This is a genomic window from Streptomyces antnestii, assembly GCF_004005495.1.
Lineage (GTDB): Bacteria > Actinomycetota > Actinomycetes > Streptomycetales > Streptomycetaceae > Streptomyces > Streptomyces antnestii.
In genome coordinates this window covers 434435-450161 of the sequence record NZ_RZYA01000003.1, presented here as the reverse complement: position 1 = coordinate 450161, position 15727 = coordinate 434435, and the positions used below count along the sequence as shown (strand labels likewise).

Annotated in this window: 15 protein-coding genes and 1 pseudogene; 3 read left to right on the top strand and 13 right to left on the bottom strand. The window is 73.3% G+C overall.

Annotated elements, in window-relative coordinates; genetic code table 11:
- Positions 1-4 precede the first annotated feature (4 nt).
- Positions 5-508, bottom strand: coding sequence for a GbsR/MarR family transcriptional regulator (locus EOT10_RS09985; protein ID WP_127827738.1), 504 nt, complete (start codon positions 506-508; stop codon positions 5-7).
- A 92-nt stretch (positions 509-600) separates the two neighbouring features.
- On the opposite strand from EOT10_RS09985, the gene EOT10_RS09980 reads away from it, so the two are divergent.
- Complete coding sequence (locus EOT10_RS09980) at positions 601-1533, top strand: ABC transporter ATP-binding protein (protein WP_127827737.1); 933 nt, start codon at positions 601-603, stop codon at positions 1531-1533.
- Positions 1530-3140 carry an ABC transporter permease gene (locus EOT10_RS09975; RefSeq protein ID WP_127827736.1) on the top strand — a complete coding sequence of 537 codons (1611 nt, stop codon included), beginning with the start codon at positions 1530-1532 and terminating at the stop codon, positions 3138-3140. The genes EOT10_RS09980 and EOT10_RS09975 overlap by 4 nt, the downstream gene beginning before the upstream one ends.
- 69 nt (positions 3141-3209) lie before the next feature.
- Here the strand turns inward: EOT10_RS09975 and EOT10_RS09970 are convergent, their stop codons facing one another.
- The 5 genes and pseudogenes from EOT10_RS09970 to EOT10_RS09950 all read right to left on the bottom strand — a co-directional run bounded on the left by EOT10_RS09970 (position 3210) and on the right by EOT10_RS09950 (position 8729).
- Complete coding sequence (locus tag EOT10_RS09970) at positions 3210-3878, bottom strand: response regulator (RefSeq protein WP_127827735.1); 669 nt, start codon at positions 3876-3878, stop codon at positions 3210-3212.
- On the bottom strand, positions 3875-5275 hold the full coding sequence (locus EOT10_RS09965) for a sensor histidine kinase (protein WP_223280898.1): 1401 nt from the start codon (positions 5273-5275) through the stop codon (positions 3875-3877). Before EOT10_RS09965 ends, EOT10_RS09970 begins: the two co-directional genes overlap by 4 nt.
- A gap of 98 nt (positions 5276-5373) precedes the next feature.
- Complete coding sequence (locus EOT10_RS09960) at positions 5374-6633, bottom strand: acyltransferase family protein (RefSeq protein WP_223280897.1); 1260 nt, start codon at positions 6631-6633, stop codon at positions 5374-5376.
- 55 nt (positions 6634-6688) lie between these two features.
- Positions 6689-7673: pseudogene (locus EOT10_RS09955) on the bottom strand (alpha/beta hydrolase).
- A gap of 180 nt (positions 7674-7853) precedes the next feature.
- A complete protein-coding gene (locus tag EOT10_RS09950) occupies positions 7854-8729 on the bottom strand; it encodes an alpha/beta hydrolase (protein WP_127827734.1) in 876 nt (291 codons plus the stop codon).
- Positions 8730-8851: 122 nt separating this feature from the next.
- Here EOT10_RS09950 and EOT10_RS09945 point away from each other — a divergent pair, with 122 nt between their 5' ends.
- Positions 8852-9523, top strand: coding sequence for a TetR/AcrR family transcriptional regulator (locus EOT10_RS09945; protein WP_127827733.1), 672 nt, complete (start codon positions 8852-8854; stop codon positions 9521-9523).
- On the opposite strand, the gene kynU is transcribed toward EOT10_RS09945, so the two are convergent.
- The 7 genes from kynU to EOT10_RS09910 form a co-directional block, all read right to left on the bottom strand.
- Positions 9508-10698 carry a kynureninase gene (kynU, locus tag EOT10_RS09940; protein ID WP_127827732.1) on the bottom strand — a complete coding sequence of 397 codons (1191 nt, stop codon included), beginning with the start codon at positions 10696-10698 and terminating at the stop codon, positions 9508-9510. The genes EOT10_RS09945 and kynU overlap by 16 nt on opposite strands.
- A complete protein-coding gene (locus EOT10_RS09935) occupies positions 10691-11530 on the bottom strand; it encodes a tryptophan 2,3-dioxygenase family protein (protein ID WP_127827731.1) in 840 nt (279 codons plus the stop codon). The genes kynU and EOT10_RS09935 overlap by 8 nt, the downstream gene beginning before the upstream one ends.
- A gap of 157 nt (positions 11531-11687) precedes the next feature.
- Positions 11688-12101 (bottom strand): DUF3151 domain-containing protein, encoded by a 414-nt coding sequence (locus tag EOT10_RS09930; protein WP_127827730.1) that lies wholly within the window; start codon positions 12099-12101, stop codon positions 11688-11690.
- Positions 12102-12254: 153 nt separating this feature from the next.
- Positions 12255-13277: a class II fructose-bisphosphate aldolase gene (gene fbaA, locus EOT10_RS09925; RefSeq protein ID WP_127827729.1), complete on the bottom strand. Its 1023-nt coding sequence runs from the start codon at positions 13275-13277 to the stop codon at positions 12255-12257.
- Positions 13278-13402: 125 nt separating this feature from the next.
- Positions 13403-13954 carry an orotate phosphoribosyltransferase gene (gene pyrE, locus EOT10_RS09920; protein ID WP_127827728.1) on the bottom strand — a complete coding sequence of 184 codons (552 nt, stop codon included), beginning with the start codon at positions 13952-13954 and terminating at the stop codon, positions 13403-13405.
- A 23-nt stretch (positions 13955-13977) separates the two neighbouring features.
- Positions 13978-14766 (bottom strand): aldose epimerase family protein, encoded by a 789-nt coding sequence (locus tag EOT10_RS09915; RefSeq protein WP_127827727.1) that lies wholly within the window; start codon positions 14764-14766, stop codon positions 13978-13980.
- A gap of 43 nt (positions 14767-14809) precedes the next feature.
- Complete coding sequence (locus tag EOT10_RS09910) at positions 14810-15673, bottom strand: SRPBCC domain-containing protein (protein WP_127827726.1); 864 nt, start codon at positions 15671-15673, stop codon at positions 14810-14812.
- Positions 15674-15727: the final 54 nt, after the last annotated feature.

Genomic DNA, 15727 nt, shown 5'->3' with positions numbered 1-15727 from the left:
GGGCTCAGTGGCCGAAGAGCTCCTCGCGGCGGACGCGCCAGCGCTCCATGAGACCGGTCAGCTCGGCCTGGACGAACTCGAAGAACGCCAGGGTCTCGGCGAGCCGGCGGCCCGCCGGTGTCGACTCGCCGAGGCTCGCGACACCGTCGCGCAGGGCGTCCTCCCAGCGCTTCAGCACCGAGTCGCGGTTGGCGAGCGCCTCGTACCACTGGTTGCCGTGCACCCGGAAGAGATCACGGCGCGAACCGGGCTCGCGCTCGCGGCTGACCATGTGCTGCTGCGTGAGGTAGCGCACGGCGCCGGAGACGGCGGCCGGGCTGACCTGGAGCCGCTCGCCGAGTTCGGCGGACGTGAGAGCGCCCGAGTCGGAGGCGAGCAGAGCGGCGAAGATCCGCGAGGGCATCCGGGGCATCCCGGCCTCGACCAGCTGCGAGGCAAAGCGCTCGACGAACCGGGACACCACGTCGTCGTCCCGCTCGCGGTCCCGCTGTGTCTCTTCGGTGGGCATCTGCCGATCATCTCCCCTGCGTGACGGACCACCTTGAGTTTATACACTTCCTTAACTTCACAACTTTGTGAAATCAGCGTACATTCCGAAGCATGACGAAGGCCGACCGCGCCATTGACGTATCCGCACTGCACAAGTCGTTCGGCAGGACGCACGCGCTGGACGGGCTGGACCTGGCCGTCGAGACCGGCGAGGTACACGGCTTCCTCGGCCCGAACGGCGCCGGCAAGTCCACGGCCATCCGCGTCCTGCTCGGGCTGCTGCGGGCGGACTCCGGCGCGGTGCGGCTGCTCGGCGGCGACCCGTGGGCCGACGCCGTCGCCCTGCACCGCCACATCGCGTACGTCCCCGGCGACGTCACGCTGTGGCGCAACCTCAGCGGGGGCGAGGTCATCGACCTGTACGGGCGGCTGCGCGGGGGCCTCGACAGGGCGCGCCGCGCGGACCTGATCGAGCGGTTCGAGCTCGACCCGACCAAGAAGGGCCGCACCTACTCCAAGGGCAACCGGCAGAAGGTGGCCCTCGTCGCCGCGTTCGCGTCCGACGTCGACCTGCTCATCCTCGACGAGCCGACCTCCGGCCTCGACCCGCTGATGGAGGAGGTCTTCCAGGAGTACGTGAAGGAGGCCGCCCGGGAGCGCGGGCAGACCGTGCTGCTGTCCTCGCACATCCTCAGCGAGGTCGAGTCGCTCTGCGACCGGGTCAGCATCATCCGCAAGGGCCGGACCGTCGAGACGGGCACACTCAGCGAACTCCGGCACCTGACCCGCACCAGCGTCACCGCCGAACTGGCCGCGCCGCCCAACGGGCTGGCGCATCTGCCCGGCGTGCACGACCTCGACGTACAGGGCCTGCGGGTCAAGCTCCAGGTCGACAGCGACAAGCTGGACGCGGTCCTCAGGTCCCTCGCGGAGTCCGGCGTACGGTCGCTCGCGAGCACGCCGCCGACGCTGGAGGAACTGTTCCTGCGCCACTACCAGGACGACGCCGCCCACCGGACCGCCGAAGGGGCGATGCCGCGATGACCGCCACCGTGGCCGCCGACGCCCGCCTCACCCCCCGCTCACGTCAACTTGCGGGCACCGTCACCTTGTTGAGGCTCGCACTCCGGCGCGACCGGGTCATGATCCCGGTCTGGGTCGCCGTCATCCTCATGATGGTCCTGTCGATGCCGGGCTCCCTCGGCAGCGTGTACGGCACGGCCGCCGAGCGGGCGGACATCGCGCGGTCGATAGCCACGAACACCTCGATGCGGGCCCTGTACGGGCCGGTGTTCTCCGACTCCCTCGGCGGACTCGTCGCCTGGCGCATCGGCGTCTACGCGGGCGTGCTCGCCGCCGTGATGAGCGTGCTCGTCGTCGTACGGCACACCCGGGACGAGGAGGAGAGCGGGCGGCAGGAGCTGGTGTCGTCGGCGATGGTGGGGCGGCGCGCGCCGCTGACGGCCGCGCTGCTCGCGGCGCTCGTCGCGAACGCGGCCGTAGGGCTGCTGATCGCGGGCGGGCTCGCCTCCCAAGGGGGCGGCGGAGCACTGGCGTTGGGGCTCGCGACGGCCGGGACCGGCATGGTGTTCGCGACGATGGCGGCGATCGTCGCCCAGTTCACGGAGAGCGCGCGGCTCGCCAAGGGGCTGACGTCGGCGCTGCTCGGACTCGCATTCGTGCTGCGCGCGGCCGGTGACTCGGGGAGGGCTGACGGCTCGTCCGCCCTGACCTGGCTGTCGCCGCTCGGCTGGCTGGAGAACACGCGGGCGTTCGCGGACGAACGCTGGTGGGTGCTGCTCCTGTTCGTGGCGGGGGCCGGCGCGCAGGGCGTGGCCGCGTACGCGCTCGCCGGACGGCGCGACCTCGGGATGAGCTTCCTGCCGAGCCGGCCCGGGCCCGCCCACGGCCGCCTCGGCACGGCGGGCGCGCTCGCGTGGCGCCTCCAGCGGGGCACCGTGCTCGGGTGGAGCCTCGGCTTCCTCGTCGCGGGGATCGCGTTCGGCGGGATGACGCAGGGCGCGGCCGACCTGGTCGGCGGCAACGCCAAGACCCTCGACATCATCGAACGGATGGGCGGCCGGTCCGGCATCGCGGACGCGTTCCTCGCCACGATGGCCGGCATGCTCGGGATGGTCGCCGCGCTCTACGTCGTCTCGTCGGTGCTGCGCCTGAGCGGCGAGGAGACCTCGCAGCGCGCCGAGCCGGTCCTCGCGGGCGCGGTCGGCCGGCTGCGGTGGGCCGGCGGCCATCTCGTCGTCGCGTTCGGCGGAGCGGCCCTCATCATGACGCTCGGCGGGCTCGGCCTCGGGATCGGCTACGGCAAGGACTTCGGCCCGGTCCTGGGCGCCTGCCTCAGCCGACTCCCGGCGATCTGGGTCATCGGCGGCCTGGCGGTCCTGCTCTTCGGGGTGTTCCCCAGGGCGGCGGTGGCGGCCTGGGCCGTGGCGGGCGCCGCCCTGCTCCTCGGCTGGATCGGCCCGGCACTCGAACTCCCGCAGCCCGTCATGAACCTCTCCCCCTACAGCCATCTCCCCAAGCTGCCGGGCGGCGAGACGACCTGGCCCCCGCTCCTGATCCTGACGGCGGTGGCGGTGGCCCTGGTCGCAGCGGGCCTGGCGGGACTACGGCGACGGGATCTGTCGAGCTGACGGGGGGCGGGGGACGGACGGCTCCGGACCGGGTTCGACGGACGCGTCAGCGATCACCGGCGGCGCGCCTCACCCCGGTGTGACCAGGCGGGCCTCGTAGGCGAAGACCGCTGCCTGAGTGCGGTCGCGCAGGCCGAGTTTGACCAGGACCCGGCTGACGTGGGTCTTGATGGTGGATTCCGCCACGACGAGGCGGGCGGCGATCTCCGCGTTCGACAGGCCCTGGGCGATCAGGACGAGAACCTCCGTCTCCCGCTCGGTGAGTTCGCCGTACGCGTGCGGGTTCGACGCGGCGAGCGGCCTCGGAGACTCGGACAGTTTGGAGAACTCCGTGATGAGGCGGCGCGTGACCGAGGGCGCGAGGAGGGCCTCGCCCGCGGCCACCACCCGTACGCCGTCCGCCAGTTGGCGCGCCGAGGCGTCCTTGAGCAGGAAGCCGGACGCGCCCGCGCGGAGCGCCTGGTAGACGTACTCGTCGAGGTCGAACGTGGTCAGGACGAGCACCTTGGCGGCGCTGTCCGTGGCGACGATCTCGCGGGTCGCCTCGATGCCGTTCAGCTCCGGCATGCGAATGTCCATGAGGACGACGTCGGGGGCGAGTTCGCGGACCCGGTCGACGGCCTCGCGGCCGTTGACCGCCTCGCCGGCGACCTCGATGCCGGGCATCGCGCCCAGCAGGACGGAGAAGCCCTCGCGGACCATCATCTGGTCGTCGGCGATCAGCACACGGATCGTCATGCGGGCCCCTCCGTACCCACAGTGCCCTCCGTGGCGTGCGGGGCGGGGTCCTCGGACGGCCGCGGCGCGGCCACCGGGACGAACGCCGCCACCTCGTAGCCGCCGTCCGCCGTCGCGCCCGCCGTCATCTCGCCGCTGAGCATCGCGATGCGCTCCCGCATGCCGGTGATGCCGTGGCCCGCCCCGGGCGAGGGCTTGACGAGGCCGGTCGGCGGGCCGTTGACGACGCGCAGGCCGAGCCCGCCTAGGACGTACGACACCTCGACGCGCGCCGTGGATCCGGGCGCGTGCCGCAGCGCGTTGCTCAGCGCCTCCTGCACGATGCGGTACGCCGACAGCTCGACGCCCTGCGGGAGTTCACGGACCGCGCCGGTGACCGCCTGCTCGACCGTGAGCCCGGCCTCCCGGACGTTCTCCAGGAGCCGGCCGAGGTCGGCGAGCGTCGGCTGCGGGGCGTCGGGTGCCTCGTAGTCCTCCGCGCGGACGACCCCGAGGACGCGGCGCAGCTCGGTGAGCGCGGCCACCGCGTTCTCCCGGATCGTGACGAAGGCCTGCTCCAGCTCCGGGGGCGGGTTCTCCACGCGGTACGGCGCGGCCTCCGCCTGGATCGCGACGACCGACATGTGGTGCGCGACCACGTCGTGCAGCTCGCGGGCGATGTTCGTGCGCTCCTCCAGGAGCGTGCGCCGGTCCCGCTCGACGGCCGTCACCCGGCGCTGCACGCTCACCTCGGCCTGCGCCTCACGCCTGACGTGCATCACCGTGGTGACGAGGAGCGCGAGCGCCGAGAAGAACAGCATCTCCGGGGTGTCGGACCCGCCCATGTAGTACTCGGACGTCACGACCGACACCAGGAATCCGTAGGCCGCCGTGCCCGCCCACATCCAGGCGGCGGTGCGGGGCCGGGTCCTGACGGCGACCACCGTCATCACGACGATGTGCCCGAAGAACGCGGCGGGCCCCCACGGCCCCTCGTACCCGAAACGGTCCAGCAGGCCGACGAGCGGGGCCGACCCGATCGATATCCACCAGGCGCCGACCGGCCTGAGCAGGGTCATCGCCACGGCGGCCGCCGGGAGGAGCCCGGAGAGCGCGAAGAAGATCTCGTTGCCCGATGTGTCGCCCGTCATGAACGCCAGGAGCACGGTGAACACCGCCGCCGCCCCCACCACGGAGTGCGGGAACCAGGCGGCGTGCCGCCGCAGCCGCCCGGGGATCCGGCTCACCAGCGGCCCGTCGAGGGACATGGGCGGCAGCGGCCGGTAGGCGAAGGGATCCTTGAACAGGTCCTGCCGCAGGCCGCGCAGGGCGCCGACGGCGAGATGGAACTCGGGACTGTGGGCCTTGGCCCCCGTCGTGGTCGTCTGGGTCTGGGTCTGGGCCCGGGTCTCGGTCACGTACGGAACCGTATGCGGCGACCCACGCCGCCCGCGTCCCACGCGAGGAGGGTCCTCGGGCGTCCGTCGCAGGTACTACACGCTCCCTGCGCGCTCCCTCAGCCACGGCCGCCTCCCTCGCCCCGCACGACCAGGGAGCCACCCCGGCTCGCGCGCCGCCCGCCCTGTTCGTGGGCGCGGAACGCCGCCCAGCACACCGCGAGTCCCAGCGCGAACACCGGCAGCCAGGCCAGCCGGGCGAGTATCCACGCCGGGCCGTCCGGCACCGTGTGCAGCCCGGGCAGCCGGCCCGCGAGCAGTCCGAGCGCGGTGACCGCCATCATCGCCGTCTGGTGCCACAGGAAGATCGTCATGGCGGAGAGGTTCACGAACGCGACGGCGGCCCAGGCCGCGGGCCGCCGCAGCCACCGCCCGAGCGGCTCCCGCACCAGCAGCGCAAGCCCGCACTGGGCGAGCCCGAACGTGACGGCCGCCAGCGTCGGCGGGTTCAGGTTCGACACCGGGGCGCCCGGCACGCCGACCATCGACGCCGGATAGCCCGCCCACAGCACGAGTCCCGCCGTCGCCACCGCGCCGCCCCCGAGCAGCACCCAGCCGGACCGCCGCGTGAGCTCCCCGCGCGTCCAGGCCGCGCCGAGGGTGTACGGGACGAGCCAGCCCGCCGCCACGTTGATCCAGCCGAGCCAGGCGGGCCCGCCGAGTCCGAACCGCACGATGTCCACGTGCAGGACGACGGCCAGCGGCCACAGCGGGCTGACCCGGGACACCAGCGGGGTCGCGGCGGTGAGGCCCGCGAAGACCAGCAGGAACCACAGCGGGGACAGCGCCAGCTTGGTCAGGGTGTGCACCGTGTCGTAGTCCGTGCCCGACACGAGCAGGCACCCGGCGGCCACCGTCCACAGCACCAGTACGGCGGCGACCGGCCGGAACAGGCGCACGAGTCTGGCCCGGAGCCACGCCCCGTACGACACGCCCCGCTCCTGCGCCGCCGCGTGACTCCGGGTCGCCACGTGCCCTCCCACCAGGAAGAACACGGCCAGCGTCTGGAAGGCCCAGGAGACGGGAGCCAGCAGGGGCAGGTGCTGGAGAGGGCTCGCGCCGTGGAGCTCTCCGTCCTCGGCGACGAGCGCGGTGACGAGCCAGTGGCCGAGGACGACTCCGAGGATCGCGAAGGCGCGCAGGGCGTCGACGGCGCGGTCCCGGCCGGGCGGCGTCGCGGCCTCGACCCGGCCGGCGAACCGGCCGAACCCCCCACGCCGGGGCGGCGCGCCACGGCGGGACGGGTCGTGGGGGCGCCGTCCGGATACGTCGAGCGTGGGTGACTTCCCGACAGGCATGGGTGACTTGCCCTCAGACATGGGTGACTTCCCCACAGGCATGGGTGACTCCTCCTCAGACATGAGTGACCTCCGATCAGGCATGGGTGACCTCCGAGGTCGCGCCGAGGGCGATCCGCGCGAGATTGTCGAGGGACACGGATCCGGGTGCGAGGTAGTCGCTGTGGCCGCCGCCGCCCGCCGCGAACCGGCGCGCCCCGAACGCGGGGGCGACCGGGTCGGTACCGAAGCCGACGGTCGTGCCGAACAGGTCGGCCTTCGTGTGCGGCACGTCGGCGATCCAATCGTGGGCGCCGCGCCCCGCCCAGACCCGCGCCCGGGTGCCAAGGGCGACCACGGAAGCGGCGCCCGTGCCGGGGCTGCCGAAGAAGGCGATGTCCGCGACGTCCAGGCCGCGCGCGGCTCGGGCGCACACGACCGAACCGTAGGAGTGGCAGAGAAGGGAGACGGATGCTGCGGGCCGCAGATGTCTCAACTGCCTGACGAATGCGCGCAGTTCAGGGGCCGCGTCGTCCGCGCGGGCCCGTGGTCAGGGCCGCCGGGCTCACCGTGTCCGGCGTCTCGTAGCCGAGCCAGGCGATGACGGCGGCGCGCGGGCCGAGCTTTCCGTGGAGCGCGAGGGCGCCCGCGCGCAGGCGCCCGTACGCGTCGAGGGAGGTGTCCGAGCCGGGCACCAGGACGGCGATCCGGTCCGCGGACGCCAGGTCGCCGAACACCTCGGCGGTGCGGCCGGGTCCGCGTGCGTCGAAGGTGAGGAACCGGCGTCCGGCCGAGGCCATGCCGCGCAGCGTGCGGGCGCGGCCCGTGTTCCCGTGGACGGCGGCCATCCGTGCCGCCGTCGCGGCGTTCGCCCGGTTCGCGGCGTAGGCCGCGGGCAGCGTGGCCGGGGTGAGCGGGGCGAGGGCCGCGGGCGGCGGGGCGGGGATGCTCGGGTGGGCGGCGGCCGACACCGGCACGACGACCGCTCCCGCGACGACCACGGCCAGCAGGGTCCGCCGGACCCTGGCCGACAACCGCAACCGCGGCCGCAGCCGCACCCACGCCCGTACCCGCAGCCGCATCCCCATGAAGCCCTCCCCCACCAGTCCCGTTGTCTGGAAGGGAAGTTAGGGAGCGGACGCCGTAGTCGGCATCACACCAGGGAGCCAACCTGCCGCGTAGTCCTCAGGTATTACGGGTATGACAGGGCACCACCCCTAGGGACCGACAGGCGCCGCCACCAGGGCTGTCACCAGACGCCGTCACCAGGCGAGTTGGGCGATCTCCTCCGCCACCACCGCGCACGCGTCCGCCGCCGGGTCGATCAGCGGGAAGTGGCCGACGTCCTCCAGGAGCGTCAGGCCGACGACCTCGCCCGCCTTCGCCGCCGCGTCCGCGTACGCCTCCGCGACGGCGAACGGCACCGTCGTGTCCGCGCGCCCCTGCACGAGGGTCGTCGCGATGCCGGTCGGCAGGAGCAGCGCCGGGTCGGCGTACGGCAGGCGTGCGTCGAACACGTCCTCGCCGCCCAGGAACTGGGCGGTCGCCCCGGAGCACACGTCGAGGTCACGGGCCACCGCGAAGTCGGCGATCGGGGCGAGCGCGACGACGCCCCGCAGCGGTGCGGGGCGGGCGGTGCGCCACGGTGCGTCCTCGGGCAGCAGATGCCGTGCGGCGGCCCACAGGGCGAGCTGGCCGCCGGCCGAGTGGCCCGCGACGACGGTGCGCCGGGGGTCGGCCTGCGGCAGGACGTCGCGCACGAGGCCGGGGAGCGCGTCGAGGGCGGCCGCGACGTCGTCGAACGTCTCCGGCCAGCGCCCGGCCACCGGAGCCGATCCGCCCTGGTGGGGCATCGAACTGCCGCGCCGGTACTCGACGTTGGCGACCGCGAAGCCGCGCCGCGCCAGGAAGTCGGCGAACGGCGTGACGTGCTGCCGGTCGTAGGGGGCGCGCCAGGCGCCGCCGTGCAGGAGCACCACGAGGGGGGCGGCGGTCGCGCCGTCGCGGGGGGTGTAGAAATCGACGACCTGGTCCGGGTGATCCCCGTACGCGGCAGTGACGTCCGGCGGGACCACGGGGTGCGAGAAGGCCGACGCCTCCTCGGCCTCGTCGCGGGCGGCGGCGGCGTCTTCCGGCATGCTCCGACCTCTCAGCGTCACGGCGGCATTGAAGAGTATGCGGACGCTACCAGGCCGGTGACGTGGGTGGACACACACCGTGACCGGGTAAACGGTTCCCCTGTGCCGTTACTCTGGGGCGCATGCCCGAACAAGCAGAGCCCGACCAAGCAGGGCCCGGCAAAGCAGAGCCCGGCAAAGCAGAGCCCGGCCGGGCCGAACCCGGCACCGTCCGCCCCGGCGGGCGCACGGCCCGCGTCCGCGCCGCCGTCCTCGACGCCGCCGGCGACGTACTGGCCGAACAGGGCTTCGCCCACCTCGACCTGGCGGACGTCGCCCGGCGCGCGGAGGTCGGCAAGACGACGGTGTACCGGCGCTGGGGCTCGGTGACGGGCCTCGTCGCCGATCTGCTCGCCGACATGGCCGAGCAGTCGCTGCCGCGCACGGAGACCGGCACCCTGCGCGGTGACCTGCGGGCCAACGCCCGGCTGGTGCGCCGGACCCTGGCCGACCCCCGCCAGGGCGCCCTGTTCCGTGCCGTCATCGCGGCGGCGGCCGGCGACGAGAGGACCGCTTCGGCCCTGCGCCGCTTCTACGACGTTCGGGTCGACGAGTGGGCACCCTGCGTCGAACAGGCCGTCCGGCGCGGCGAGTTGAGGCTCGGCACCGACCCGGCCGCCGTCGTGCGCGCCGTGTCCGCGCCCCTCTACTACCAGCTCCTGACGGCCGGGTCCGCGCCGACCGAGGCCGACGCGGACCGGGCCGCCGACGCCGCCGTGGCGGCGGCGGAAGCGGGCGTCTACACCGTCAGCTGATCCGCGAGGACCCGCGCCGCCCGCTCCACCTCGGCGAACCCGAGGTACAGCGGCGTGAAGCCGAACCGCAGCACGTCCGGGGCGCGGAAGTCACCGACCACACCCGCCGCGATCAGCCGCTCCATGACCGCGCCCGCGTCGTCGCACCGCAGCGCGACCTGGCTGCCGCGCTCGGCGTGCGCCGCCGGCGTCACCGACTCGACGCGCCCCGCGGGCACGTACGCCCCGACGCACTCCAGGAAGAAGTCCGTCAGGGCGAGCGACTTGGCGCGCACCGCCTCGACCGGGACCCCGTCCCAGACGTCGAGCGACGCCTCCAGGGCGAGCATGGACAGGATGTCGGGGGTGCCGACCCTGCCCCGTACCGCGCCGTCCCCCGCCTCGTACGACGGCCGCATCCCGAAGGGCTCCGCGTGCGAGTTCCAGCCGGGCAGCGGCGAGTCGAAACGGCTCTGCAGACCGGATCGCACATACAGGTACGCGGGCGAACCGGGGCCGCCGTTCAGGTACTTGTACGTGCAGCCGACCGCGAGGTCGACCCCGTGCGCGTCGAGCCCGACCGGCAGGGCGCCCGCGCTGTGGCACAGGTCCCACACCGACACGGCGCCCGCCGCGCGCACGGCGGCGGTCAGGGCGGGCAGGTCGTGCAGACGGCCCGTGCGGTAGTCGACGTGGTTGAGGAGGACGGCGGCCGTACGGTCGCTCAGCGCGCCCGGGACCTCCGCCGGGGTCAGGGGCCGCAGCGTGCACCCCGTCATCCGGGCGGCGGACTCGGCGATGTACCCGTCGGTGGGGAACGTCGTCGCGTCCACGAGGATCTCGTCGCGTCCCTCACCGGCCAGGCGCACGGCGCCGACCAGCGCCTTGAACACGTTCACGCTGGTCGAGTCGCCGACCACGATCTGGCCGGGCGCCGCGCCCACCAGCGGCGCTATCCGGTCGCCGATCCGCTCGGGCGCCGTCCACCAGCCGGACTCGGTCCAGGAGCGGATGCGCAGCTCGCCCCACTGCCGGCGCACGACGTCCTCGACGCGCCCCGGCACGTGCGCGGGGAGCGCGCCGAGCGAGTTGCCGTCCAGGTAGACGACGTCGTCGAGGACGAAGAGTTCGCGCAGCTTGCCCAGGTCGTCGGCGGCGTCCAGCTCACCGGCCTTCACAGCGAGGTGCTCAGACATGGGACCTCGCCGTCCACAGCTCGGGGAACACGTTCTTCTGCACGCGCTTCTCCAGCCAGGCCACGCCCGCGGAGCCGCCCGTGCCCGTCTTGGCGCCCATGGCCCTGCGGGTCGCCACCAGATGGTCGTTGCGCCAGCGCCACACCAGCTCGGCGACGTCGGTCAGGGCCTCGCCGAGACGGGCGAGCTCGTCGCTCTCGTCACCGGCGTACAGCGCGGTCCACACGGCCTCCACCTCGGGGGACGGCTCGTACCTGAGCGCCACGTCCCGCTCCAGGACCGCCTGCGGGACGGCGTGCCCGCGGCGGGCGAGGAGCCGCAGCACCTCGTCGTACAGGCTCGGCTCCTCCAGGGCCTTCTCCAGCTCCGCGTACACCCGCGGGGCGCCCCGGTGCGGGACCAGCATGGAGGAGGACTTCTCGCCGAGCAGGAACTCCATGCGGCGGTACATAGCCGACTGGAAGCCGGAGCCCTCGCCGAGGGCGGACCGGTAGGAGTTGAACTGCGCGGGCGTCAGCTGGGCGAGCGGGCGCCACGACGCGTTCAGCGCGTCGAGTTCGCGCACGGACCGCTTCAGGGCGGCCACCGCGGTGGGCACGTCGTCCGCGCGCAGGGACCGCGCGGCGGTCTCCCACTCGTGCACGATCACCGTGAACCACAGCTCCATCACCTGGGTCGTGACCAGGAAGACCATCTCTCCGGGGTCGTCGGAGCGGGTGTGCTGGAGGTGGGTGAGGACATCGGCCTGGACGTAGTCCTCGTAGGGGGTGGTGCCCTGGAAGTCGAGATACGGCGTCTCGGGCTCGTTCGTCTCGTGAGCCTGCTGGGACATCGCTGTCTCCTTGAACGTACTCCGGGTAGCGGTCCGCCCCTGCCGAATTCCGGCACGGGGGCCCCGGTCCCCACCGGCATCCTCCGCAATGGTGCCCCGAAACGGCAAGGCCCGCCCGGTCACATCACCACGGGCGGGCCTCACAAAGCGCGGAGAGCTAGCCCAGGGTCTGGGCCGCGGCGGGCGAGGAGTCCTTGAGGAACTGGCTGCAGCGCTCGTACTCGTCCTGCTCACCGATGGACTCCGCGGCGCGCGCGAGGGCGTGCAGGGCGCGCAGGAAGCCGCGGTTCGGCTCGTGCTCCCACGGCACCGGGCCGTGGCCCTTCCAGCCGGCCCGGCGCAGCGCGTCGAGACCACGGTGGTAGCCGGTACGGGCGTACGCGTACGACTCGACGACGCTGCCACGCTCGAACGCCTCGTCGGCGAGCCGCGCCCAGGCGAGGGAGGACTTCGGGTACTTCGCCGCGACGTCGGCGGTCGCCGTGCCGTTCGCGAGCAGCTCACGCGGCTCGGGGTCGTCGGGAAGCATGGTCGGGGGCGGTCCCCCGAGGAGGTTCTCGTGAAGGCTCATGGGTTCCAGTCTGCGCCATGACCTGCCGTGCGGGCATGACTAGGGCTTGTCCGGCGGATCAGGGCGCGACCCCGGCCATGACCCGCCGGACAAGCCCTAGGGCCCGGCACCCGTGAAGGGGGCCGGGCCCTCGTCCTGTTCGTCCGGGAACGCCTACTTCAGGCGCGTGCCCGTGGAGCGCAGGTTCCCGCAGGCCTCGGTGACGCGCTTGGCCATGCCCGCCTCGGCGGCCTTGCCCCAGGTGCGCGGGTCGTACTGCGACTTCGTGCCGACCTCGCCGTCGACCTTCAGGACGCCGTCGTAGTTGCGGAACATGTGGTCCGCGACCGGGCGCGTGAAGGCGTACTGGGTGTCGGTGTCGAGGTTCATCTTCACGACGCCGTTCTCCAGGGCCGTCGCGATCTCCTGCTCGGTGGAGCCGGAGCCGCCGTGGAAGACGAAGTCGAACGGGGACTTCTTGCCGTACTTGGCGCCGACGCCCTCCTGGAGGTCCTTGAGGAGCTCCGGACGCAGGACGACGTTGCCCGGCTTGTACACGCCGTGCACGTTGCCGAAGGACGCGGCGAGCAGGTAGCGGCCCTTCTCGCCCAGGCCCAGGGCCTCGGCGGTGCGCAGCGCGTCGTCGACCGTGGTGTACAGCTCGTCGTTGATCTCGTGGCTGACGCCGTCCTCCTCGCCGCCGGTCGGGGTGATCTCGACCTCGAGGATGATCCTCGCGGCGGCGGCCTTCGCGAGCAGCTCCTCGCCGATGGCGAGGTTGTCCGCGAGGGTCTCGGCGGAGCCGTCCCACATGTGCGACTGGAACAGCGGGTCGCGGCCGGCCTTGACGCGCTCGGCGGAGATGTCGAGGAGCGGGCGGACGTAGCCGTCCAGCTTGCCCTTGGGGCAGTGGTCGGTGTGCAGCGCGACCGTGGTGTCGTACTTCGCGGCGACGATGTGCGCGTACTCGGCGAGGGCGACCGCGCCGGTCACCATGTCCTTGTTGTACTGGCCGCCCAGGAACTCCGCACCACCGGTGGAGATCTGGATGATGCCGTCGCTCTCGGCCTCCGCGAAGCCGCGCAGCGCAGCGTTCAGAGTCTGCGAGGAGGTCACGTTGATGGCCGGGTAGGCGAACTTGCCGGCCTTCGCCCGGTCCAGCATCTCGGCGTAGACCTCGGGGGTTGCGATGGGCATGTGTCCGCTCCTTGGGATGTGCGGGTGTGTGCTGTCAGACCCTGACCTAGGGGCCTGCGGCCCTTGGTGGCGACGTCATCGTCGCCACCATCTTTCCAGACGTTCCGGACCGCAGTGCGGAGACGTCAGTCGAGGCCGAGCTCGTCCTTGCCGTACGCGAACAGGTACGGCACCCCGGCACCCTCGGTGATCTTCTCGGCGGCGCCGGTCGCGCGGTCCACGATCGTCGCGACACCGACGACCTCGGCGCCCGCCGCGCGCACGGCCTCGACGGCGGTGAGCGGGGAGCCGCCCGTGGTGGAGGTGTCCTCGACGACGAGGACGCGGCGGCCCTTGATGTCCGGGCCCTCGACCTGGCGCTGCATGCCGTGCGCCTTCGCGGCCTTGCGGACCACGAACGCGTCGAGGCGCTCGCCCCGGGCGGCGGCCGCGTGCAGCATGGCGCCGGCGACCGGGTCGGCGCCCATCGTCAGGCCGCCCACGGCGTCGAAGTCGAGGTCCGCGGTCAGGTCGAGGAGGACCTGGCCCACGAGCGGGGCGGCCTCACCGTCGAGGGTGATGCGGCGCAGGTCGATGTAGTAGTCAGCCTCCAGACCGGAGGACAGCGTGACCTTGCCGTGCACCACGGCCTTGTCCTTGATCTGCTGGAGAAGCGCGTCGCGCACGTCGTTCGTCATGGCTACGAGCTTAAGGCTCTCCCTCAGAGGGCTCGCCACGTCCAGGTGGTCGACGCCTCCAGGGGATCGACCGGGGTGACGAGGCGCGGGAGCGTGTTCAGGCCGTCCGGCGGGCCGGTCTGCGGCTCCACGCACACGGCGGCCTCCTGCTCGTCGTAGACCACGGCCCACTGCTCACGGCTCGCGACCTTCAGCTCGAGGCGTCCGGGCCAGGTCAGGGTGACGTCCACGCCGTCGGGCATGCCGAAGCAGTCGTCCCAGGGGCCGTCCGTGCGGTCGATCCGCTTGCCGGTGGGCAGGTGGTCGTCGCCGCGCTCCTCCTGCCAGGCGGGCGCGAAGTCGAGCTGCGCGTCGCTGCCGTCGAGGGTCCGGTTGAACCACGGGTGCCAGCCGGCCTGCGCGGGGAACGAGTCGCCGTACGTCTCGATGCCGAGCGTCAGCGTGAGCGAGTCCCCGGTCAGGCGCACGAGCTGGGTGACCCGCCCGGTCCAGGGCCAGGGCTCGGCGAGGTCGTACGTGAAGACGGCCTCGTCCTCGCCCGTGCGGGCGGTCGTCCACTCGGCGTCGCGGGCGAAGCCGTGGATGGCGTGCGGCGGCGAGTTCAGCGGCATCTGGTACGTCCGTCCGCCGTCCATGAACCTGCCGTCCCTGATGCGGCCGCACCACGGCACCATCGGGAAGCAGCCGTACTTCGCGCCCTGCCGGAGCAGCTCGGTGCCGCCGATCCGCAGGCTGCTCACGCGGCAGCCGTTGCCCGGCTGCACGGTCACTTCCGCGTCGCCCGCGGTCAGCGTCGTTTCCTGGGTAGTCACGGGGCCGACCCTACTTTTGGTCCGGGCCCGTGGCACCTTCCGCTCAGCGCCTGCGCCGCAGGATCCGGCTGACGACGATCGCCGAGGCGACCACGACGGCCGCGGCGGGGGCGGCCCAGCGCAGCGTGTCGGCCGTCGAGGTGGTCTCGGGCGCGGGCACCGGGGCGTACCGGCCGCGCGGCGGCGCGTGGTCGACCTCCTCGGCGCTGCGGCCGATCATGGTGCGGCGCGCGTGGGCGGCCTCGGCGGGCGGCTCGCCGTCGAGGCCGGGGCCCGGCTCCGGCTCCAGGTCGGCGAAGGGGGCGAGGGAGGGCGGCGGGATCTCGGTCTCGAAGAGCGAGCCGCCGTCGTCGATCCCGTCATCGATCCCGTCATCGGTCTCGTCGTCGGTCTCGGCCTCGTACTCGCCCTCGTACTCCCGCTCGCGCTCGTCCTCGGCGTCCTCTTCGGCGACGTCGGCGGAGGCGCCGCCCGCGTCGTCGCTCCCCGGCTCCGCCACCGTGCCGAGCGCTTCCGCGAACCGGCTCAGCAGACGCCGTACCGCGGACTCCACGGCGTCGTCCGGGAGTTCGGCCACGCGGCCGTCCCCGCTGCCCGACGCCGTGAAGGTGACTTTCGAGCCGCCGGACTCCGCGGCCACCCGTACCGTCACCGTGAACTTCACCGACCCCGTGCCCCGCGCCTCGGTGCCGTCGCCCTCGACCGCGAACGCCCCGGTCTCCGTCTCGGTGACGCGCAGGGAGCCCCGGTAGGTGATGGTGTGGCCGCCGATGCGGAGCTTCAGGCGGCCGCCGTCGCCGGTGGCCTCCCGCTGAAGGCCCGGCACCGCCCTGGCCACCAACTCGGGCGCCGCGAGGGCGCCGCGCAACGACTCCGCCGGGACCGGAACGAACACCTCATGCTCCATGCCGCCCGAGCCTACCCACGCCCGGCCCCACACGTCCCGTGTTCGGCGGGCCCG